This window comes from Streptomyces sp. NPDC050856 (assembly GCF_040653855.1).
In the GTDB taxonomy this organism is placed as follows: domain Bacteria; phylum Actinomycetota; class Actinomycetes; order Streptomycetales; family Streptomycetaceae; genus Streptomyces.
This window is the reverse complement of sequence record NZ_JBFAGV010000041.1, coordinates 20,249-40,852: the sequence shown is the minus strand read 5'-3', so window position 1 is coordinate 40,852 and position 20,604 is coordinate 20,249. Positions and strand designations below refer to the sequence as shown.

The window sequence follows — 20,604 nt, the reverse complement described above, 5'->3', positions numbered from 1 at the left end:
GCGGCCCGGCCGGCGGGGGCCTGCCCGGCGGGGGCCTGCCGCGTCCCGGCGGACCGCGCGGCGGGCGACTGCCGGGCGGAGGCCCTCGCGGCGGCGGGCTCCACGGCGCCGGCGGGCGGCTCGGTGGCGAGGGCCCCGGCGGCCGGCGTCCGCACGGGTTCCGGGGGCGCCCCGGCGGCCGGCGGCGCGGGGGGCGCGGCCGGGCGGTGCGCCGGATCCCGTACCTCGCCGACCAGCGTCTCCAGCACGTCCTCCAGAGCGACCAGGCCGAGCACCCGGCCCGACGCGTCCGCGACCTGGGCCAGGTGGGTGGCCGCGCGGCGCATCACGGTGAGCGCGTCGTCGAGCGGCAGCTCGGCCCGCAACGTCGCCATGGGCCGCCAGACGTGCTGGGGCACGGCCCGGTCCGTCTCCTCCAGGTCCAGTACGTCCTTGACATGGACGAATCCCATGAACGACCCGAACGGGCCGCCACCTTCGGGGCGGACCGGGAAACGCGAGTACCCGGTGCGCACCGTCAGCTCCTCCACCTGGGCCGGGGTGGCGGACGGGGTGACCGTCACCAGCGCCGTACGCGGGATGAGGACGTCGGTGACCGGGCGGCTGCCCAGCTCCAGCGCGTCCTCCAGCCGCTCCTGCTCGGCCGGGTCCAGCAGCCCGGCCTGGCCGGAGTCCTCCACCAGCCGGCCGAGCTGGGCGCGGGTGAAGACGGCCTCGACCTCGTCCTTGGGCTCGACCCGGAACGCCTTCAGCACCAGCCGGGAGCAGGCCCCCAGCGCCGCGGTCACCGGGCGGCACAGCCGGGCGAAGCCGACCAGGCCCGGGCTCAGCCACAGCGCCGTCCGCTCGGGCGCCGCCATGGCCAGGTTCTTCGGGACCATCTCGCCGATGACCAGGTGGAGCGTGACGACCACGGCCAGCGCGATCACATACCCCAGCGGGTGGATGAGGCCCCCGGGCAGGCGCACCGCGTGGAAGACCGGTTCCAGCAGGTGCGCCACGGTCGGTTCGGCGACCGCGCCCAGGGTCAGGGAGCAGACGGTGATGCCGAACTGGGCGGCGGCCATCATCCGCGGCAGGTTCTCCAGCCCGTACAGGACCTGACGGGCCCGGGCGGAGCCGAGCGGTTCGATCTGGCTGCGGCGCACCGAGACCAGGGCGAACTCGGCGCCCACGAAGAAGCCGTTCGCCAGCACCAGCAGGGCCGCGAAGAGCAGTTGGAGCACGCTCACCGGCCGGCCTCCGCCAGTGCGGCGGGCTGCGGCGCGCCGGCGGTGCGGACCAGCCGGACGCGCTCGGCGCGGTAGCGCTCCACCCGGCGCACCGTCAGGCGCCAGCCGGGCAGTTCGGCGCGGTCGCCGGGGGCCGGGATGCGGCCGAGCAGGCCGGCGACCAGACCGGCCACCGTCTCGTACGGCCCGTCGGGGACCTCAAGGCCTATCCTCCGCAGGGCGTCCACGCGGCAGCTGCCGTCCGCCTCCCAGGCGGGGTGGCCGTCCTCGGCGGCGACGGCGGCCGGTTCCGGCCGGTCCCCGCCGTCGGTGTCGTGCTCGTCGCGTACCTCGCCGACGAGCTCCTCGACGATGTCCTCCAGGGTGACCACCCCGGCCGTACCGCCGTACTCGTCCACCACCACCGCGATCGGCTGCTCGCTGCGCAGCCGCTCCAGCAGCGTCTGCGCCGGGAGCGTCTCGGGCACCAGCAGCGGCGGCACCGCGATCCCGGCCACCGGGGTGCGCAGCCGCTCCGGGCCGGGCACCGCGAGCGCGTCCTTGAGGTGAACCATCCCGACGACCTCGTCGATACGGTCGCGGTAGACCGGGAACCGCGAGAGCCCGGTGGCGCGGGTGAGGTTGACGACGTCCGCCGCCGTCGCGTCGGAGCGCAGGGCGCTGACCTTCACCCGGGGGGTCATCACGTGCTGCGCGGTCAGCCCACCGAGCGAGAGGGTACGGACGAAGAGGTCGGCGGTGTCCTGTTCCAGGGCGCCGGCGCGCGCCGAGTGGCGGGCCAGCGAGACCAGTTCGCCCGGGGTGCGGGCGGAGGCCAGTTCGTCGGCGGGCTCCACGCCCAGCAGCCGCACCAGCCGGTTGGCGAGGGCGTTGAGCAGCGCGATCACCGGCCGGAAGACGGACGAGAACACATGCTGCGGGCCGGCCACGAACCGCGCGACCTCCAGCGGCCGGGACACCGCCCAGTTCTTGGGGACCAGTTCACCGATCACCATCTGGACGGCGGAGGCGGCCAGCATGCCGGTCACCACCGCGACCCCGGGGACCGCCCCCGCCGGCAGCCCGGTCGCGGTCAGCGGGCCGTCCAGCAGCCGCGCCAGCGCGGGCTGGGCCAGCATGCCCACGACGAGGGAGGTGAGGGTGATGCCGAGCTGGGTGCCGGAGAGCTGGAAGGACAGCTCCCGCAGCGACGCGACGACGGTACGGGCCCGCCGGTCGCCCTCGGCCGCGGCGCGTTCGGCGTCCGCCCGCTCCACGGTGACCAGGCCGAATTCGGCGGCCACGAAGAAGCCGTTGGCGAGGATCAGGAGGAATGCCGCGAGAAGCAGCAGGAGGGGGATGGTCATGCCGCCGCCTCGCGGAGGGGGGCGGCGCAGGTACTACCGGACGATCCGTCCATTGCTGGAGGGAGTCACTCCTCGGGTCGAAGGTGCCCCGCCGGCGCAAGGTGCCGCCGTGTGCGCGAGGCGGTGACGCGCTCGGCGTCACCGCACACAAGAGTAATCACGCGAGGCCCGGGTGGGGCACCGGGAGGACCCCCGTACGGGTCACCGTGCGGGCCGGTGAGGGGCTGCCCTCAGGCCGTCTCGGTGCCCGTTCCCCGGGTCTCGGCCAGCGCGCGCAGGGCGCGGGCGTCACGGACGGCCCGCTCCTTGCCGATGCCCGGCTGGATGCCGAGGGCGGGCAGGCTGGTGCCGTCGCTGAGGTCGAGGAACACCCAGGGGTCCCCGGGGCGCAGGTTGACCCGCAGGATCTCCGCCCACGCCAGCCGGCGGGTGCGGGTGAGGTTGACGACGGTGACGCCGTCGTCGTCGGCGACGACCTTGGGGCGGCTCAGCAGCGCCAGGACGCCGAAGAAGAGCGCCGCGACGAAGATGAAGCTCGCCCGCTCCCCCGGGCCGAGGTTCTCCAGCATGAGCGCGACCGCCGTGATCACGGCGAACATCACCGCGCCCACGCTCAGCAGGACCACCCGGGTGCGGGTGGGCCGGAAGGTGGCCGGGAGGGCGGGGCGGGGCGTGTCCGACATGGTCGTGTGACTGTCCTTGGGGGGCGGCCGGTCCGTCAGAGGCGGCAGGCGTGGATTTCCGTCGTCAGGATGGCGCGGGCGCCGAGCTCGTACAGGTCGTCCATGATCCGCTGTGCCTCCCGGGCGGGGACCATGGCGCGGACGGCCACCCAGCCCTCGTGGTGCAGCGGGGAGACGGTCGGCGACTCCAGGCCCGGGGTGAGGGCGACGGCCTGCTCCAGGTGCTCCACCCGGCAGTCGTAGTCCATCATCACGTACGACCGGGCGACCAGCACGCCCTGCAGGCGGCGCAGGAACTGCTGGACCTTCGGCTCGTCCACCGGGGAGCCGGTGCGGCGGATGACGACGGCCTCGGACTTGAGGATCGGCTCACCGATGACCTCCAGGCCGGCGTTGCGCAGGCTGGTGCCGGTCTCCACGACGTCGGCGATGACCTGGGCGACGCCCAGCTCGATGGCGGTCTCGACCGCGCCGTCGAGGTGGACGACGGAGGCGTCGATCCCCTGGTCGGCGAGGTGCTTGGCCACGATGCCCTCGTAGGAGGTGGCGATGGTCATGCCGCCGAAGTCGGCGGGGCCGGTGGCGGTGCCGGGCTTGGTGGCGTACCGGAAGGTGGAGCGGGCGAAGCCGAGCTGGAGGATCTCCTCGGCGTTGGCGCCGGAGTCCAACAGCAGGTCGCGGCCGGTGATGCCGATGTCGAGCTTGCCGGAGCTGACGTAGATGGCGATGTCGCGGGGACGGAGGTAGAAGAACTCGACCTCGTTCTCCGGGTCGACCAGCACCAGCTCCTTGGACTCCTTGCGCTGCTGGTAGCCGGCCTCATGCAGCATCGCCGACGCAGGCCCGGACAGTGAACCCTTGTTGGGGACGGCGATGCGCAGCATGGGGCTGAGTTCCTTTGCTCGGGAGTTTCGTGCTGGGGCGGGGCGGGAGCGGCTCAGAGGTGGGCGTAGACGTCGTCGAGGGAGATCCCGCGGGCGACCATCATCACCTGGACGTGGTACAGGAGCTGCGAGATCTCCTCGGCGGCGGCTTCCCTGCCCTCGTACTCGGCGGCCATCCAGACCTCGGCGGCCTCCTCGACGACCTTCTTGCCGATGGCATGGACGCCCTTGTCCACCAGCTCGGCGGTGCGGGAGGTGGCGGGGTCGCCGGTCTTGGCCTTGAGCTCCAGCTCGGCGAAGAGCTCTTCGAAGGTTTTGTTCGCCATGATGGTCCTAAGGGTAAGGGGTGCGGGCCACCCACTCAGCGCCAGGGTTCGCTGACCGTACGCAGTGTGGTGGCGGTGGCGACGGCGGCCGTGACCGCCTCGTGCCCCTTGTCCTCGGCGGAGCCGTCCAGCCCGGCCCGGTCCAGTGCCTGCTCCTCGGTGTCGCAGGTCAGCACGCCGAAGCCGACCGGGACGCCGGTGTCGACGGAGACCTGCACCAGGCCCTGGGTCACGCCCTGGCACACGTACTCGAAGTGGGGGGTGCCGCCCCGGATCACGACGCCGAGGGCGACGATCGCGTCGTAGCCGCGGCCGGCGAGGACCTTGGCGACGACGGGGAGCTCGAAGCTGCCCGGGACCCGCAGGAGGGTCGGTTCGTCGATGCCGAGCTCGTGCAGGGCGCGCAGGGCGCCGTCGACCAGTCCGTCCATGATCTTCTCGTGCCACTGCGCCGCGATCACGGCGACCCGGAGGTCGCCGCAGTTCTTCACGCTCAGTTCGGGTGCGCCCTTGCCGCTCACGTACGTGTCTCCTCGCTGGTCTGTCGCTGGACTTACTGGTTTCCGCAGGCGGACGCGCCGGAGGCGGCGTCGAGCCAGGGCAGGTCGTGTCCCATCCGGTCCCGCTTGGTGCGCAGGTACCGCAGGTTGTGCTCACCGGCCTGGACGGGCATGGGCTCACGGCTGAGCACCGTGAGTCCGTGCCGGACCAGGGCGGTGATCTTCTCGGGGTTGTTGGTCATCAGCCGCAGGCTGCGTACGCCGAGGTCGGCGAGCATCTGCGCGCCCGCGGCGTAGTCCCGGGCGTCGGCGGGCAGGCCGAGCTCCAGGTTGGCGTCGAGGGTGTCGTGGCCGAGCTCCTGGAGTTCGTAGGCGCGCAGCTTGGACAGCAGCCCGATGCCGCGCCCCTCGTGGCCGCGCAGGTAGACGACCACACCGCGGCCGGCCCGGGTGACGCGCTCCATGGACGTGCGCAGCTGGGGGCCGCAGTCGCAGCGCAGGGAGTGGAAGATGTCGCCGGTCAGGCACTCGGAGTGGACGCGCACCAGGACGTCCTCGCCGTCGGCGATGTCGCCGTGGACCAGGGCGACGTGCTCGACGCCGTCGACGGTGGAGCGGTAGCCGTAGGCGGTGAACTCGCCGTGCGCGGTCGGCAGCCGGACCTCGGCCTCGCGCCGCACGGTGGGTTCGGAGCCGCGGCGGTAGGCGATCAGGTCCTCGATCGAGATGATCGTCAGGCCGTGCTTGCGGGCGAACGGCACCAGCTCGGGCAGCCGCAGCATCACTCCGTCCTCGCCGGCGATCTCCACGATCGCGCCCGCCGGGCGCAGGCCGGCGAGGCGGGCCAGGTCGACGGCGGCCTCGGTGTGGCCGTCGCGGACGAGGACGCCGCCGGGCTGGGCGCGCAGCGGGAAGACGTGGCCGGGGCGGACGAAGTCGGAGGGTTCGGCGGTGCCGGTGGCCAGGAGCTGGAGGGTGGTGGCCCGGTCGGCGGCGGAGATGCCGGTGGTGACGCCGTGCCGCGGTCCCGCGTCGACGGAGATGGTGAAGGCCGTCTTCATGGACTCGGTGTTGTCGCCGACCATCTGCGGCAGCCGCAGGCGGTCCAGCTCGTCGCCCTCCATCGGGGCGCAGATCAGCCCGCGGCACTCGCTCATCATGAAGGCGACGATCTCGGGCGTGGCCATCTCGGCGGCGACGACGAGGTCGCCCTCGTTCTCACGGTCCTCGTCGTCCACGACCACCACGGGCCGGCCGGCGGCGATGTCGCGGACGGCCTGCTCGACCGGGTCGAGGGCGAGGTCCCTGGTGTCCCAGACGCGGGGTGCGGTGGCGGGCGACGGGGGGACGCTCATGCCGGTGCTCCTTCCAGAGCGGGAGTGCGCGTCCGGAGCCACCAGTCGCGCATGCCCCAGACGACGAGGGCGAAGTAGATCACGTACACCAGGCCGGAGAAGGCCAGGCCGCTGTGGAAGGCGAGGGGGACGCCGACCAGGTCGACCAGGAGCCAGGCGAACCAGAACTCGACCAGGCCGCGGGCCTGGGCGACCATCGCGACGAGGGTGCCGACGAAGATGTAGGCGTCGGCCCACGGGCTCCAGGACAGTGACGGGTAGAGGGTGAACAGGCCGCCGACCGCCAGGGTGCCGAGGACGGCTCCGGCCAGCAGCGCTCCGCGTTCCTTCCAGGTGGCGAACCGGACGGCGATCGAGCCGTCCTGGGCCTGGCGGCGGCCCCGCGACGACCACTGGTGCCAGCCCCAGGCGGCGACGGCGATGACCAGGAGCTGCTTGCCGACGCCACCGCTGAGCTGGGCGGAGGCATAGGCGGCGATCAGGATGAGGCCGGAGAGGAGCTGGGCGGGCCAGGTGAGGATGGAGCGCCGCCAGCCGAGGGCCAGGGCGATCAGGCCGACCGTGTTGCCGATCATGTCGGACCACAGGATGTGCTGGCCGAGGACGGTGAACGCCTCGGAGTTGAGCCAGCTCACTGGACGTTCTCCTTGGCGTTCGGGGCCTGGGCGCCGAGCAGCCGCTCGACGTACTTGGCGATGACGTCCACTTCGAGGTTGACCGGGTCGCCGGGCTGCTTGACGCCGAGCGTGGTGAGCGCGAGCGTGGTGGGGATCAGGCTGATGGTGAAGTGGTCGGGGGCCGCGTCGACCACGGTGAGGCTGACGCCGTCGACCGTGATGGAGCCCTTCTCCACGACGTACCGCGACAGCTCCGGCGGCAGGGAGACGGTGACCATCTCCCAGTTCTCCGAGGGTTCCCGGGCGACGACGGTGCCGGTGCCGTCGACGTGTCCCTGGACGATGTGCCCGCCGAGCCGGCCGCCGACGGCCATCGGCCGTTCCAGGTTGACGCGTGAGCCGGGCCGCAGCGCGCCGAGGCTGGAGCGCTTGAGCGTCTCGGCCATCACGTCGGCGGTGAACTCGCCGTCGGCGGTGTCGACCACGGTCAGGCACACACCGTTGACGGCGATGGAGTCGCCGTGCTTGGCGCCGTCGGTGACGAGGGGGCCGCGCAGGCGGAAGCGGGAGGCGTCGCCGAGTTCCTCGACGGCGGTGACCTCACCCAGTTCTTCGACGATTCCGGTGAACACTCAGTGCTCCTTCGAGACGGCGGGGGCGGTGGCGGCGGGTACGGGGGGTGCCGCGGTGGCGGCCGGCGGCCTGGGGGTGGCGGTGACGCGCAGGTCGGGGCCGATGCGGACGCACTCGTCGATCTCCAGTCGCAACGCCTCGGTGAGGGTGGCGATCCCGGCGCCGGTGAGGGCGGCGGGACCCTCGCCGAGGAGGGCCGGGGCGAGGTAGCCGACGACCTTGTCGACGGCTCCGGCGGCGACGAAGGACCCGGCGAGGGTCGGGCCGCCCTCCAGGAGCACGGAGCGGACGCCGCGCCGGTGCAGTGCGGCCAGCAGCGCCGGTACCGACAGGCCCCGGCCGTCCCGGGGGATCCGTACGACGCCGGGCAGGCCGGTCGTGGCGTCCTCGGCGACGGCGATCAGGGTCGGCGCGGCGTCGTCCAGGACCCGGGCGCCGGGCCTGACGGCGGTGCCCTCGGTGTCGACGACGACCCGCAGCGGCTGGACGGCGCCCTCGACGCCGCGCACGGCGAGGTGGGGGTCGTCCGCACGGGCGGTGCCGGCGCCGACGACGACCGCGTCGGCCCGGGCGCGCAGCCGGTGGACGTCGGCGCGCGACTCGGCGGAGGTGATCCAGCGGCTGGTGCCGTCCTGGGCGGCGATCCGGCCGTCGAGGGTGGCGGCGTACTTCCACAGGACGTAGGGGCGGCCCAGGCGCACGGAGGTGAGCCAGGCCGCGTTGCCGGCCTCGGCCTCGCCGGCGAGGAGGCCCTGCTCCACCCGGACGCCGGCCGCGCGCAGGGTGTCGGCCCCTCCGGCGGCCTGCCGGTCGGGGTCGGCGACCGCGTAGACGACGCGGGCGACACCGGCTTCGATCAGGGCCTGCGCGCAAGGGCCGGTGCGGCCGGTGTGGTTGCAGGGTTCGAGGGTGACGTACGCGGTGCCGCCACGGGCGAGTACACCGGCCTGGCGCAGGGCGTTCACCTCGGCGTGCGGGCCGCCGGCGCGCTCGTGGTGGCCGGCGCCGACCTCGTGGCCGGAGGCGTCCAGGACGACGCACCCGACGACCGGGTTGGGGCTGGTGGAGCCGAGTCCGCGGGCGGCGAGCGCGATGGCTCGGCGCATGGCGTTCGCGTCGGCCGCTGTGGCCACCGGGTCCTCCTGCCTCTTCGGGCGCGGACTCCGGGGCCTGTCGATGACGACAGGGAGCGGAACGACTTCGCACGGGAAATGCCTGCGCCGAGGACACCGCTCGTCGTGAACGACGAGCGGTCAACGGCCGGCACCCCCCTGGGGGTCGCCCGCCGCGCACTGCCTCCCATCCGGACTTTCACCGTCGGTCCAGGAATTTCACCTGGTCAACCGGCCACTGGATGCGGCCGGGTCGCGGACTGTAACCGCCGGTTCGGAATTGCACCGACCCCGGAGTGCGCTGCTGCTGATACAGGGCCAGTGTGCCATGCCCGGCCGGCGGCCATATGGGTGATCGCTGTGTACTGGCTCACAGGGGCCCGCGGACGGCGAGGTTGGTACGGACCTATTGACGCTCTGGTCTAGTCCTTTTAATCTCGGCGTCACCTCCTAGGAGTCGGCCCGGCCGGTGTGCGCACACCAGGGCCCAACACGAGCCATCCCCATCCCTGTTGCCCCGCTCCGCCGCTCGCCTGTTGTGCCCCACCCCCACCGCCGGAGGAATCGAACCGTGCTGTCCCCCACCACCCGCGCGAGAGCCACCCTGCTCGCGTCCGGCGCCGCCGTCGCCGGACTGCTGCTCGGCTCGCTCTCCGGCGGAGTCTCCTACGCCGCCGACCCCGAGTCCTGCCGTCCCGACGGCCTCCACCGCACGCCCGGCGTCGCCGTCCCGTACTGCTCGGTGTACGACGCCGACGGCCGCGAGAAGATGGGCGCCGACCACCAGCGCCGCGTCATCGGCTACTTCACCGGCTGGCGCACCGGCAAGGACGGCACTCCCGCCTACCTCGCCTCCGACATCCCGTGGGACAAGGTCACCCACATCAACTACGCCTTCGCGCACGTCGACGCGGCCAACAGGCTCTCGGTCGGCGCGGACGGCGAGAAGAACGCCGCCACGGGTATGACCTGGCCGGGTGTCGCGGGCGCCGAGATGGACCCCTCGTACGCGTACAAGGGGCACTTCAACCTGCTGAACAAATTCAAGAAGCGGCACCCGGACGTCAAGACACTCATCTCGGTCGGCGGCTGGGCCGAGACCGGTGGGTACTTCGACGACAGCGGCAAGCGCGTGAACTCCGGCGGCTTCTACTCGATGGCCACCAACGCCGACGGCTCGGTCAACCAGGCGGGGATCGACACCTTCGCCGACTCCGCGGTCACCTTCGTCAAGAAGTACGGGTTCAACGGCGTCGACATCGACTACGAGTACCCGACCTCGATGAAGGACGCGGGCAACCCGCTCGACTACTCGATCTCCAACGCCCGCCGGGCCGGGCTCGTCAAGGGCTACGCGGCCCTGATGAAGACACTGCGCGAGAAGCTGGACCGGGCGGGCGCGGCCGACGGCAGGCACTACCTGCTGACCGTCGCGGCCCCCTCCTCCGGCTATCTGCTGCGCGGCATGGAGACCTTCCAGGTCCAGCGGTACCTGGACTACGTCAACATCATGTCCTACGACCTGCACGGCGCCTGGAACGAGTACGTCGGTCCGAACGCCTCGCTCTTCGACGACGGCAAGGACGCCGAACTGGCGGCGGCCAACGTCTACGGCAGCCAGCAGTACGGCGGCATCGGCTACCTGAACACCGACTGGGCCTACCACTACTTCCGCGGCTCCATGCCGGCCGGCCGCATCAACATCGGCCTGCCCTACTACACCCGCGGGTTCAAGAACGTGCAGGGCGGCACGGACGGCCTGTGGGGCAAGGCACCCGCGGCCACCTGCCCGGCCGGCTCCGGCCTGACCAAGTGCGGTGACGGCGCCGTCGGCATCGACAACCTGTGGCACGACAAGGACGACAACGGCAAGGAGTCGCCGGCCGGCTCCAACCCGATGTGGCACGCCAAGAACCTGGAGAAGGGCGTCGCCGGCGACTACCTCACGAAGTACGGCTTCGCCGCCGGCACCAAGCCGACCGGCACCTACGCCCGCAAGTACGACTCGACACTGGTCGCGCCCTGGCTGTGGAACGCCGAGAAGAAGGTCTTCCTGTCGACGGAGGACGAGCAGTCGGTGGCCCGCAAGGCGGACTACGTGGTCGACAAGGGCATCGGCGGCACCATGGTGTGGGAGCTGGCGGGTGACTACGGCTTCGACGCGGCCAAGGGCCAGTACGGTCCCGGCTCCACACTGACCTCGCTGATGTACGACAAGTTCAAGGCGGCCGCGCCGTACGGGGCCAGGGTCTCGAACAAGGCGCTGCCCACCAGGGCCGTGAACATCGGGGTCGAGTTCGGCGAGTTCAAGCTCGGTGACTCCAACTACCCGATCACCCCCAAGGTGAAGATCACCAACAACACGAGGACCACGCTGCCGGGCGGTACGGAGTTCCAGTTCGACTACTCCACGGCCGCCCCGGGGAACGCCTCCGACCAGTCCGGCTTCGGCACCAAGGTGATCAGCAGCGACCACACCGGCGGCAACGTCGGCGGCCTCAAGGGTGACTTCCACCGCGTCTCGCTGAAGCTGCCGGCCTGGCAGACACTGGCGCCGGGCGCGTCGGTGGACCTCTCCTTCAACTACTACCTGCCGGTGTCGACCCCGTGGAACTGGACCGTGAACATCGGCGGCACCACGTACGCGCTCGCCGGCGACCTGGCACGGGGAACGACCGTGGTGGAGCCGGGAACGGGCACCGGCCCGTCGCCCGACCCGACCGGCCCGACACCCACCCCCACCCCGACGCCGACCCCGACCCCCACCCCGGGTGCCTGCACCGCGCCCGCGTGGAACGGGACGGCGGAGTACGGCGGCGGGAGCACGGTGTCCCACGCGTCCCGTACCTGGAAGGCGAAGTGGTGGACCAAGGGCGAGGAGCCCGGCACCACCGGCGACTGGGGAGTCTGGCAGGACCTCGGCGCCTGCTGACCCGGTAGGGGACCCCTGGGGCCCGGCGGCGGATGAACGGCCCTTGCCGCCGCCGGGCCCCTTCGCGCTGTGCCACGCCGTGGGCGTGACCGGCGCGTCTGCCCATGAGTGCGAGTCCTTCGCGGCGGGCACCGGCCTCGGCGTCGCCGAGGCCGGCGGCGAGCCCGCGCTGCTCGCCCGGCAGGACGGCCCTCTGGTCGCCGTCGCCTCGTTCGCCGGTCCGGGACGGGGCACTCGCCCGGGTGTGGGCCGTGGCCAACCCGGGGAAGCTCGCCTTCGCGGCGCGCCAGCTGTCACATTCCCGGTAGCTCGCCGGTTCCTCTCCGACGACGGACGTCCCGGCGGGGGACGCCCGATCGGTGGAAGGAGCCGAGGATGAGCACGATCCTGGTGACCGGCGGTACCGGCACGCTCGGCAGGCACGTCACCGAACTGCTGCGGGCGGACGGGCACGAGGTGCGGGTGCTGAGCCGGCGCTCCCGGCCGTACGCCGTCGACCTCGTCGAAGGGACCGGACTGGGCGCGGCGCTGGCGGGCGTGGACACCGTGGTGCACTGCGCGTCCGCACCGCGCGGCGACGACCGGGCGGCGCGCAACCTGGTCGAGCAGGCCCGCCGGGCCGGGGTCGGTCACCTGGTCTACATCTCGATCGTGGGCGTGGACCGGGTGCCGCTGGGCTACTACCGGACGAAGCTGGCGGTGGAGCGGCTGATCGAGGAGTCGGGGCTCGGCTGGACGGTGCTGCGGGCCACCCAGTTCCACGAGCTGGTCCTGGCGGTCCTGCGGAGGTCTGCCCGGCTGCCCGTCGTCCTGGTCCCGGCGGTGTGCGACCAGCCGGTCGAGGTACGGGAGGTGGCCGCGCGCCTCGCCGAACTGGCCGCGGGCCCACCGGCCGGGCGGGTGGCGGACCTGGGCGGCCCTCGGGTGCGGACGTTCCAGGAGCTCGCCCGCGCGTATCTGCGGGCGACCGGCAAACGGCGCCCGGTGGTGGGCGTCCCGCTGTTCGGGTCCGTGTACCGGGCGCTGCGGGCGGGCGGCCACCTGACCCCGCGGCACGCCGACGGCAGGGGCACGTTCGAGGACTTCCTGAGCGAACGGTTCGGCGCCGACTGAGGCAGGCGCCCGGGAAGGGCTGGGCCCGGGAGCGGGGCGGGGCCTCAGGGGGCCGGCGCGAACAGGTCGTCCTGGGCCGCGTCCCGGGCGGTCAGCAGCGCGCCGCGCAGGACCGCCCCGCCGCCCAGCTCGCTCGCCCGTACCTCGGTGCGCAGGGGCGAGAGGGCGGCCAGCCTGGGCTCGACGCGGGCCGCCAGCTCCGGCCCGCCGGCGTGGCCCAGCTCGCCGCCGAGTACCAGCCGGCCGGGGTCGAGCACGGCGCTCACGGCGGCCGCGCCCAGGGCGATACGGTCGGCGAGCGCGTCCAGGAAGGCGTCCGCGCCGGTCGCGAGCGCGATCCGGGTGGCGACCGCGCCGGCCGGCTCCCGGCCCCCGTCGGGGACCTCGACGCCGTGCTTCGCCGCCAGTGCGCGGATCGCGACCGACCCGGCCAGCGCGTGGAAGCCGCCTCCGCAGTCCGTCGCCGATGGCAGACCACCCGTACCGGGGACGGGCAGGAAGCCGATCTCGCCCGCGCCCCCGGACGCGCCCCGCCGCAGCCGGCCGTCCAGGACGACGGCCGCCCCGACGCCGTGCCCGAGCCACAGCAGGACGAAGTCGTCATGGCCGCGGGCGGCTCCGACGCGCTGCTCGGCCACGGCCGCCAGGTTGGTCTCGTTCTCGACCAGGACGGTGGCGGGCAGGCGTTCCTGGAGGGCGGTGACCAGCCGGCGGTGCCAGGCGGGCAGCCCGGCGGAGTCGCGCAGTTCCCCGGTGGCGGGGTCGATGAGGCCGGGCGCCCCGATGCCGACCGTGTGCAGCCGTCCGGCACCCGCCCGCCGCACGGTCCGCTCCAGCAGCGCGACGGCCCGTTCCACGGCGGAGCCGGTGGTGTGGTCCCGGTGGCGTCCGGCGCCACCGGACATGGTCCCCCGCCACATGGTGTCGGCGCCGGTCGTGCTGCCCGGACCCGTGTGGCGCCCGCCCGTGGGACCGTCGTCCATGTGCCGGCCGTCCATGGAGCCGTCCGCCATGTGCCGGTCGTCCATGGTGTCCGTGCCCATGGGCAGTGACGCCTCGGCCAGCGTGCTGCCCAGCAGGTCCGTGACGACGACCGAGACGCTCCGCAGGCGTACGTCGAGCGCGGCCAGGTGCGCGCGGTCGGCGACGATTCCGTACAGCCGCGCGTTGGGGCCCCGGCGTTCCGCTCCGGCCTCGCCGACGACATGGATCAGCCCCGAGCCCTGGAGCCGTTCGACGAGGTCGGCGACGGTGGGCCGGGAGAGCCCGGTCAGGGTCTTCAGCTGACCTGCCGTCAACGGCCCGCGCTCCTGGAGGAGTCGTAGGGCGAGCCGGTCGTTGATGGCCCGTGCGGTGCTGGGCGATGCGGGCATGCCGGGATCCTCTCAGACCTCAACCGGGGCTCGGAACGCACAGCTTACTATCAGGCAGGCTTCCTGATAGTTTTCTGCACCATCGAAGGGCCGATGGGGAGGAGACCCTGTGGCGGGCGAAGTGTCGTTCGGCGAGCAGCGGCTGAAGCGGGCGCGGCTCGCCGTGGCCGCGGTGTTCTGTGTGCACGGCGCGGTGACGGGAAGTTTCGCCACCCGTGTGCCGTGGATCCAGGACCACGCCGGGGTCAGTCCGGGCCAGCTCGGTCTGGCCCTCGCCTTTCCGGCCCTCGGGGCCTCGGTGGCGATGCCGCTGGCCGGGGCGGTCAGCCACCGCTTCGGCGCCCGCGCCGCACTGCGCGGACTGCTGGCGCTGTGGACGCTCTCCCTGGTCCTGCCCTCCCTCGCGCCCAATGTCCACGGCCTGTGCGGCGCCCTGTTCGTCTACGGCGCCACCGCCGGCATGTCGGACGTGGCGATGAACGCGCTGGGGGTCGAGGTCGAGAACCGGCTCGGCAAGTCGATCATGTCCGGCCTGCACGGGATGTGGAGCGCGGGCGCCCTCATCGGCTCCGCGTCGGGCACGCTCGCCGCGCACCTGGGCGCGGACGCCCGGCTGCATCACCTGATCGCGGCGGCGGCCCTGACGGCCCTGGGGGCGCTGGCCTGCCAGGGCGTCCTGGACCTGCGCAGCGCGCCCGACTCGGACCCGCCGCCGCGGTTCGCGCTGCCGCCCCGCTCGGCCCTGGTGATCGGCGCCATCGGGTTCTGCGCGGTGTTCGCGGAGGGCGCCAGCCTGGACTGGTCGGCCGTCTACCTGGCGGACCGGCTCGGTTCGTCGGCGGGTGTCGCCGCCGCCTCCACGACCGCGTTCACGCTGACCATGGCGGTGGCGCGGCTGGCGGGCGATCGGGTGGTCGACCGGTTCGGCGCCGTGCGGACGGTACGGACGGGTGGGGTGACGGCGACGGCGGGCGGCGTCCTGGTGGTACTCGCACCGCACCCGGCTCTCGCCATGGCCGGGTTCGCCCTGCTGGGCCTGGGCGTCGCGGTCGTGGTCCCGCTGGCCTTCGCCGCGGCCGGGCGCAGCGGCCCGAACCCGAGCCAGGCGATCGCGGGGGTCGCGACCATCACGTACACCTCCGGTCTGATCGCCCCGTCCGCGATCGGCGGGCTGGCCGATGTGACGTCGCTGACGGTGTCGTTCGGCTTGGTGACGGTGCTCTGCACCGGTCTGGTGGTGGGCGCGGGAGTGCTGCGGCCGGGTGCCCGCACCGGTGCGAAGGAGGATGTGGCCGGGCCACACGGCCGATGAGCCGCGCGGCCGGTCACCACCGGCCCGCGCCGCCGGTCGCCACCGGCCGGGCGACGGCCGGCCGACGGCGACCGTGGCCGGAAAGTGACCGCACAAAAGTCGCATTAACATTGCGCTGGCCTTGTGCGGCCGTGACACGGCCACTGGAACCGGAGAACTGGAGCGACCCCCCATGAACCTCGGCGTGCGCTGGACCCTGCACGGCGACGGGCGGACACCCGCTCCCGGTGCCGTCGTCCGACCCGACGAGCGGCTGTCCTGGCCCCGTACGGCCGGCCTGGGCGCACAGCACGTGGTGGCCATGTTCGGCGCGTCCTTCGTGGCGCCGGTCCTGATGGGGCTGGACCCGAACCTGGCGATCATGATGTCCGGTGTGGCGACGGTGATCTTCCTGCTCGCCACCAAGGGCAAGGTCCCCAGTTACCTCGGGTGTTCGCTGTCGTTCGTGGGCGTGGCCGCCGCCATCCGGGCCACCGGGGGCAGCAGCGCCACGGTGACGGGCGCGGTCCTGGTGGTCGGCGTCGCGCTGTTCCTCGCGGGGCTGGCCGTACAGCGCTTCGGGGCCAGGATCATCCACGCGGCGATGCCGCCGATCGTGACCGGCGCGGTGGTGATGCTCATCGGGTTCAACCTCGCGCCGGTGACCGCGTCGACGTACTGGCCGCAGGACCAGTGGACGGCGCTGCTGGTGATGCTGTTCACCGGACTGGCCGTGGTGTGCCTGCGCGGTTTCTGGTCCCGGATCGCCATCTTCCTCGGGCTGGTCTTCGGGTACGTCCTGTCCTGGGTGCTCGACCTGGTCTTCGGCCGGATCCACTCCCCCCTCGGCGGTGCCGACGCGGTCGACCACTGGCGGCTGGACCTCTCCGGAGTGGGCAGGGCCGACTGGATCGGCCTGCCGTCCCTGCACGCCCCGAGCTTCGAGTGGTCGGCGATCCTGGTCGCGCTCCCGGTCGTCATCGCGCTGATCGCCGAGAACGCCGGGCACGTCAAGGCGGTCGGCGAGATGACCGGCGACTCGCTGGACGACAAGCTGGGCACCGCCATCGCCGCGGACGGCGCCGCTTCGGTGCTGTCCACCGCGGTGGGCGGCCCGCCGAACACCACGTACTCCGAGAACATCGGCGTCATGGCCGCGACCCGGGTCTACTCCACAGCCGCCTACTGGGCCGCCGCCGGCTTCGCCCTGTTGTTCGGCCTGTGCCCCAAGTTCGGCGCGGTGGTGGCGGCCATCCCCGGTGGTGTCCTCGGCGGCATCACCGTCATCCTCTACGGGATGATCGGCCTGCTGGGCGCGCAGATCTGGATCAACGCCAAGGTCGACCTGCGCAATCCGCTGAACCTGGTCCCCGCCGCCGCGGGCATCATCATCGGTGTCGGCGGCGTCACCCTGAAGATCACCGACACCTTCGAGCTGGGCGGCATCGCGCTCGGCACCATCGTCGTCATCACCGGCTACCACGTCCTGCGCGCCTTCGCCCCGGCCCACCTCAAGGAGCAGGAGCCCCTGCTGGACGCGGGCACCTCGGCGTACGACACCGACGGGAGCGACGACCCGGCCGCCAGGCCCTAGCCGGTCCCCCGGGTGCCGGGCCGCCGCGGCCCGGCGCCGCCCCTCCCGTCCCGGACTCGTCCCGTCCCGGACTCGTCCCGTCCCCACCCGGACCGCTCGTTCCCCCGTTCCGGGGAAGCCCGGCGCGATGACACCGCCGTGGGTTCCGCTGCTGGGACGCTGCCCCCATGGCGCAGCAGAGCGAACGGTTCACGGACCCGGCGGTCCCGGTCGGCCCGGCCGGGCCGGTGGTGGCACGGATGCGCGCGCTCGGTTCACTGTGCCCGCCCGGGGACGGGGTCGCCGTCTTCAACCGGATCTACCTGACGGTCACCGAGGAGATCGGCCGGCGCGCCGCCGGCCGGTTCGTGGACCGGCCGGCGGCGGCCGTACTGGGCGTCCGCTCCGCGGAGCGGTACCTGGCGGCGGTGGACGGGCTCGCCGCCGGCGCGCGGCCGCCGGCCTGCTGGCGGCCGCTGTTCGAGTACCGGCGCCATCCGGGTGTGCGGCCGGCGCAGTTCGCGCTGGCCGGTGTCAACGCCCATGTCGGGCACGACCTGGCCCTGGCGGTGGTGGACGCGTGCCGGGCCCTCGGCTGCGCACCCGCCGATCTGGAGGAGGACTTCGAGCGGGTGGGGGACGTCCTGGAGCTGCTCGAGGAACGGATCCGCGAAGAGCTGATGCCGGGCCCGGACCTGCTGGAGATCGCGGACCCGCTGACGCATCTGCTGGGCTGCTGGAGCCTGGAGCGGGCCCGGGACGGGGCCTGGCTGGCGGCCCGTTCGCTGTGGCGGCTGGGGCGGCTGCCGGGCCGGGAGCCGGCCGAGGAGTTCACCGAGCGCCTCGACCGCTCCGTTGGCCTGGTGGGACGGATGCTGCTGACCCCCCTGGCCGGGCGTCCGGCACCGGCGTGAGCCGAGAGGGCCGCGCGGGCGCCGGAGGGGCACAGCGCGGAGGCGCATGAACGCGGGTGCCCCCGGACGTGGTCCGGGGGCACCCCGCGCGCGATCGTCCGCCGGCACGCGCCTGAGCGCCGCGGCGGGGGGCGGTTGCCGCTCAGTCCTCCGGGAGCTCCACCGGGGCGATCTCGTCGTAGACGTCTCCGGGCCCGGGGTTGCTCGCGTCGGTCCCGCCGCCGAAGTGGTGCATGACGCCCCACACCGCGTTCAGCGCGGTCTGCACGGCTCCCTCGGCCCAGCCGGCCGTCCAGGAGATGTCGTCGCCCGCGAGGAAGATGCCGCGCTTGTCCTCGGGGAGGCGGTCCTGCATGAAGTGGGTGAACAGCCGCCGCTGGTAGCGGTAGTGGCCGGGCAGGTTGGCCTTGAACGCGCCCATGAAGTAGGGCTCGTTCTCCCAGGAGACGGTCACCGGGTTGCCGATGATGTGCTTCCTGATGTCGACCTTCGGGTAGATCTCGCCGAGCGACTTGAGCATGACCTCCATGCGCTCCTGCGCGGACAGCGGCAGCCACTTCAGGCTGTCGTCGCACCAGGTGTAGGACAGGCAGATCACCGCCGGCTTGTCCGGGCCGTCGTCCAGCAGGTACGTGCCGCGGGTCATCCGGTCGGTGAGCGTCATCGACATGACGTCCCGGCCGGTCTCCTCGTCCTTGTCCAGCCAGAACGGGCGGTCGACCGGCACGAAGAGCTTGGACGACTCCATGTAGTGGGTGCGCTCCATCGCCGTCCAGTGGTCGATGGGGAACAGCGAGTCGTCACAGGCGATCTTGGACAGCAGCATCCAGGACTGGGCGGTGAAGATCGCCGCCTGGTAGGTGCGGATGTCCCCGGAGGCGTCGGTGACGGTGATCCGGTTGCCCGCGGTGCGGTGCAGCCGGGTCACGGCGGGCTTCGGCTCGCCCTCGTGCAGCGACTTCAGCGACGTGCCCAGCGGCCAGTGGACGATCTTCTGCGGTTCGCGCTCCCAGAGGCGCAGCGGAAGCTGCTGGGAGCCGCCCACGATGCCGCGGTGGTGGTCGTCGGCCTCGGTGTAGACGACGCGGAGGATCTCCAGGATGGAGTTGGGGAAGTCGGTGTCCCAGCCGCCGGTGCCGAAGCCGACCTGGCCGAAGATCTCCCGGTGCCGGAAGGACTTGAACGCCTCCGACTCGCACAGGAAGCCGTAGAAGGTCTGGTTGTCGAGCTTCTCGACCAGCTTGGCCCAGATCTCGCGGATGCGCGGCACGTCGCGCTCGCGCATGGCGCGGTTCATGTCGGTGAAGTCCGCGCCCTCCTCCAGGCAGTCGTTCCACGCCTTCGCCACGTCCCGGTAGACCTGCGGCAGGTCGTCGATGGTGCGCGCGTAGTGGGACTCGCCCTTGAGGTCGACGACGGTCGACGGGGTGGACTCGGCCAGCGGGTTGGGGAACGGCCGGGTCTCCAGGTCCACCAGGTCGATGTAGTGCTGGAGCGCGGTGGAGGAGGGCGGGAAGCGCATCGCGCCCATCTCGGCGGTCAGCGACGGGTCGCAGCCCTCGAAACCGACGGTGCGCAGCCGGCCACCGATCTGGTCGGCCTCGTAGACGACGGGCTTGAGGCCCATCTTCATCAGCTCGTAGGCCGCGACGATGCCGGACAGTCCACCGCCGATGACGGCGACCTCGGTGCCGTGCTCGGTCGCCGGAACCTGGCCGAGGCCCGCCGGGTGGGCCAGGTAGTCGTCATAGGCGTACGGGAAGTCCGGACCGAACATGGTGATCGGCGGCTGCGCGTCGGTGTGCTGGACGGCGGTGGGCACCGTGGACGTCATGGGGTACGGACTCCTTGCGGGGAAAGCAGGTGGGGGAGGTCTCAGACGAGGGAGGTGTACAGACCGGGGCGGCGGTCGCGCAGGTAGGGGTTGTTCTCGCGCGAGGCGGCCAGGAAGTCCGGGTCGGCGTCGCCGACGACCAGTTCCTCGCCGCGGCCGGCGCGGGCGCGGGCGGTGCCGTCGGGGCCGGCCAGGGTGGACAGGCCGACGAACTCGAACTCGCCCTCGGGACCGGTCCGGTTGACGTACGCGATGTACATCTGGTTCTCGAAGGCGCGCACCGGGACGACCGAGTCGGCGACGAACTGGAAGGGGTGCATCTGCGCGGTGGGCACCAGCAGCAGGTCCGTGCCGGCCAGGGCGTGCGAGCGGACGTTCTCCGGGAACTCCACGTCGTAGCAGATCATCAGACCCAGCCGCAGACCGTCGAGCTCGGCCTGGACGACCGCCTGCTCGCCGGGGGTGAACCACTCCTGCTCGAAGCAGCCGAAGAGGTGGGTCTTGCGGTAGTTCGCCAGCCGGGTCCCGTCCGGGCCGATGAGCTGCACGGCGTTGTACACGTGCTCGCCGTCGCGCTCGGGGTAGGCGTAGACGACGGCCAGGCCGTGGCGTACGGCGATGTCGGCGACCGTCCGTGCGGAGGGGCCGTCGGCGGGCTCGGCCAGCTCCGGGATGTCCTCGCCGATGGCGTACCCGGTCAGGAACATCTCGGAGGTGACCAGCAGGCCGGCGCCGGTGGCCGCGGCGCGGGCGGCGGCCTCGTCGAGGATCTTGAGGTTGGCGGCGACGTCACCGGGCTGTCCGGAGCTCTGGAGCAGGGCGGTGCGCAGCGGCATCGGCAGACCTCTGTCAGGTGCGTAAGGGCAGGTGGCTCGGGCGCGGCCGT

General features: G+C 72.9%; 17 protein-coding genes, 1 pseudogene and 1 riboswitch. Of the genes and pseudogenes, 5 read left to right on the top strand and 13 right to left on the bottom strand.

What is annotated here, in order from left to right:
• Positions 1–203: 203 nt before the first annotated feature.
• The 10 genes and pseudogenes from AB0H53_RS26740 to ribD form a co-directional block, all read right to left on the bottom strand.
• A pseudogene (locus tag AB0H53_RS26740) lies at positions 204–1,232 on the bottom strand (hemolysin family protein); the annotation flags it as partial.
• Positions 1,229–2,578 carry a hemolysin family protein gene (locus tag AB0H53_RS26735; protein WP_362118436.1) on the bottom strand — a complete coding sequence of 450 codons (1,350 nt, stop codon included), beginning with the start codon at positions 2,576–2,578 and terminating at the stop codon, positions 1,229–1,231. The gene AB0H53_RS26735 and the pseudogene AB0H53_RS26740, both read right to left, overlap by 4 nt.
• Positions 2,579–2,808: 230 nt before the next feature.
• Entirely contained in the window at positions 2,809–3,261 is a 453-nt protein-coding gene (locus AB0H53_RS26730) for a PH domain-containing protein (protein ID WP_362118433.1), read from the bottom strand.
• A gap of 35 nt (positions 3,262–3,296) precedes the next feature.
• Entirely contained in the window at positions 3,297–4,145 is an 849-nt protein-coding gene (hisG, locus tag AB0H53_RS26725) for an ATP phosphoribosyltransferase (protein WP_362118430.1), read from the bottom strand.
• A 53-nt stretch (positions 4,146–4,198) separates the two neighbouring features.
• A complete protein-coding gene (locus AB0H53_RS26720) occupies positions 4,199–4,471 on the bottom strand; it encodes a phosphoribosyl-ATP diphosphatase (RefSeq protein ID WP_362118421.1) in 273 nt (90 codons plus the stop codon).
• Between the two features lie 35 nt (positions 4,472–4,506).
• A complete protein-coding gene (ribH, locus tag AB0H53_RS26715; protein WP_362118418.1) occupies positions 4,507–4,992 on the bottom strand; it encodes a 6,7-dimethyl-8-ribityllumazine synthase in 486 nt (161 codons plus the stop codon).
• 32 nt (positions 4,993–5,024) lie between these two features.
• Positions 5,025–6,326, bottom strand: coding sequence for a bifunctional 3,4-dihydroxy-2-butanone-4-phosphate synthase/GTP cyclohydrolase II (locus AB0H53_RS26710; RefSeq protein ID WP_362118415.1), 1,302 nt, complete (start codon positions 6,324–6,326; stop codon positions 5,025–5,027).
• A complete protein-coding gene (locus AB0H53_RS26705) occupies positions 6,323–6,901 on the bottom strand; it encodes a nicotinamide mononucleotide transporter family protein (protein WP_362118459.1) in 579 nt (192 codons plus the stop codon). Before AB0H53_RS26705 ends, AB0H53_RS26710 begins: the two co-directional genes overlap by 4 nt.
• A gap of 56 nt (positions 6,902–6,957) precedes the next feature.
• Complete coding sequence (locus AB0H53_RS26700; protein WP_362118412.1) at positions 6,958–7,575, bottom strand: riboflavin synthase; 618 nt, start codon at positions 7,573–7,575, stop codon at positions 6,958–6,960.
• Positions 7,576–8,709: a bifunctional diaminohydroxyphosphoribosylaminopyrimidine deaminase/5-amino-6-(5-phosphoribosylamino)uracil reductase RibD gene (gene ribD, locus AB0H53_RS26695; RefSeq protein WP_362118409.1), complete on the bottom strand. Its 1,134-nt coding sequence runs from the start codon at positions 8,707–8,709 to the stop codon at positions 7,576–7,578. It lies immediately after the preceding gene.
• A gap of 152 nt (positions 8,710–8,861) precedes the next feature.
• Positions 8,862–8,992: riboswitch (FMN riboswitch) on the bottom strand.
• Positions 8,993–9,259: 267 nt separating this feature from the next.
• Here ribD and AB0H53_RS26690 point away from each other — a divergent pair.
• Positions 9,260–11,620, top strand: coding sequence for a chitinase C-terminal domain-containing protein (locus tag AB0H53_RS26690; RefSeq protein WP_362118406.1), 2,361 nt, complete (start codon positions 9,260–9,262; stop codon positions 11,618–11,620).
• 375 nt (positions 11,621–11,995) lie between these two features.
• Positions 11,996–12,733, top strand: a complete 738-nt coding sequence (locus AB0H53_RS26685; protein WP_362118403.1) for an NAD(P)H-binding protein — start codon at positions 11,996–11,998, stop codon at positions 12,731–12,733.
• Between the two features lie 44 nt (positions 12,734–12,777).
• On the opposite strand, the gene AB0H53_RS26680 is transcribed toward AB0H53_RS26685, so the two are convergent.
• Positions 12,778–14,106, bottom strand: coding sequence for an ROK family transcriptional regulator (locus tag AB0H53_RS26680; RefSeq protein ID WP_362118401.1), 1,329 nt, complete (start codon positions 14,104–14,106; stop codon positions 12,778–12,780).
• 109 nt (positions 14,107–14,215) lie between these two features.
• Between AB0H53_RS26680 and AB0H53_RS26675 the strand changes: the two genes are divergently transcribed.
• From AB0H53_RS26675 to AB0H53_RS26665, 3 genes are all read left to right on the top strand, one after another.
• Complete coding sequence (locus AB0H53_RS26675) at positions 14,216–15,418, top strand: MFS transporter (RefSeq protein ID WP_362118398.1); 1,203 nt, start codon at positions 14,216–14,218, stop codon at positions 15,416–15,418.
• 172 nt (positions 15,419–15,590) lie between these two features.
• On the top strand, positions 15,591–16,991 hold the full coding sequence (locus AB0H53_RS26670; protein WP_362118395.1) for a solute carrier family 23 protein: 1,401 nt from the start codon (positions 15,591–15,593) through the stop codon (positions 16,989–16,991).
• A gap of 167 nt (positions 16,992–17,158) precedes the next feature.
• Entirely contained in the window at positions 17,159–17,884 is a 726-nt protein-coding gene (locus AB0H53_RS26665) for a DUF5995 family protein (RefSeq protein WP_362118392.1), read from the top strand.
• Between the two features lie 142 nt (positions 17,885–18,026).
• On the opposite strand, the gene AB0H53_RS26660 is transcribed toward AB0H53_RS26665, so the two are convergent.
• Together AB0H53_RS26660 and AB0H53_RS26655 are read right to left on the bottom strand one after the other, a co-directional pair.
• Positions 18,027–19,718 carry an NAD(P)/FAD-dependent oxidoreductase gene (locus AB0H53_RS26660; protein ID WP_362118389.1) on the bottom strand — a complete coding sequence of 564 codons (1,692 nt, stop codon included), beginning with the start codon at positions 19,716–19,718 and terminating at the stop codon, positions 18,027–18,029.
• Positions 19,719–19,759: 41 nt separating this feature from the next.
• Entirely contained in the window at positions 19,760–20,554 is a 795-nt protein-coding gene (locus tag AB0H53_RS26655; RefSeq protein WP_362118386.1) for a carbon-nitrogen hydrolase family protein, read from the bottom strand.
• Positions 20,555–20,604 lie beyond the last annotated feature (50 nt).

Bases quoted from the DNA above. Each gene is read 5' to 3' on its own strand.
- AB0H53_RS26735 (WP_362118436.1), bottom strand. From the start codon at position 2,578: ATGACCATCCCCCTCCTGCTGCTTCTCGCGGCATTCCTCCTGATCCTC.
- AB0H53_RS26730 (WP_362118433.1), bottom strand. From the start codon at position 3,261: ATGTCGGACACGCCCCGCCCCGCCCTCCCGGCCACCTTCCGGCCCACC.
- hisG (WP_362118430.1), bottom strand. From the start codon at position 4,145: ATGCTGCGCATCGCCGTCCCCAACAAGGGTTCACTGTCCGGGCCTGCG.
- AB0H53_RS26720 (WP_362118421.1), bottom strand. From the start codon at position 4,471: ATGGCGAACAAAACCTTCGAAGAGCTCTTCGCCGAGCTGGAGCTCAAG.
- AB0H53_RS26710 (WP_362118415.1), bottom strand. From the start codon at position 6,326: ATGAGCGTCCCCCCGTCGCCCGCCACCGCACCCCGCGTCTGGGACACC.
- AB0H53_RS26705 (WP_362118459.1), bottom strand. From the start codon at position 6,901: ATGATCGGCAACACGGTCGGCCTGATCGCCCTGGCCCTCGGCTGGCGG.
- AB0H53_RS26685 (WP_362118403.1), top strand. From the start codon at position 11,996: ATGAGCACGATCCTGGTGACCGGCGGTACCGGCACGCTCGGCAGGCAC.
- AB0H53_RS26680 (WP_362118401.1), bottom strand. From the start codon at position 14,106: ATGCCCGCATCGCCCAGCACCGCACGGGCCATCAACGACCGGCTCGCC.
- AB0H53_RS26670 (WP_362118395.1), top strand. From the start codon at position 15,591: ATGAACCTCGGCGTGCGCTGGACCCTGCACGGCGACGGGCGGACACCC.
- AB0H53_RS26665 (WP_362118392.1), top strand. From the start codon at position 17,159: ATGGCGCAGCAGAGCGAACGGTTCACGGACCCGGCGGTCCCGGTCGGC.
- AB0H53_RS26660 (WP_362118389.1), bottom strand. From the start codon at position 19,718: ATGACGTCCACGGTGCCCACCGCCGTCCAGCACACCGACGCGCAGCCG.
- AB0H53_RS26655 (WP_362118386.1), bottom strand. From the start codon at position 20,554: ATGCCGCTGCGCACCGCCCTGCTCCAGAGCTCCGGACAGCCCGGTGAC.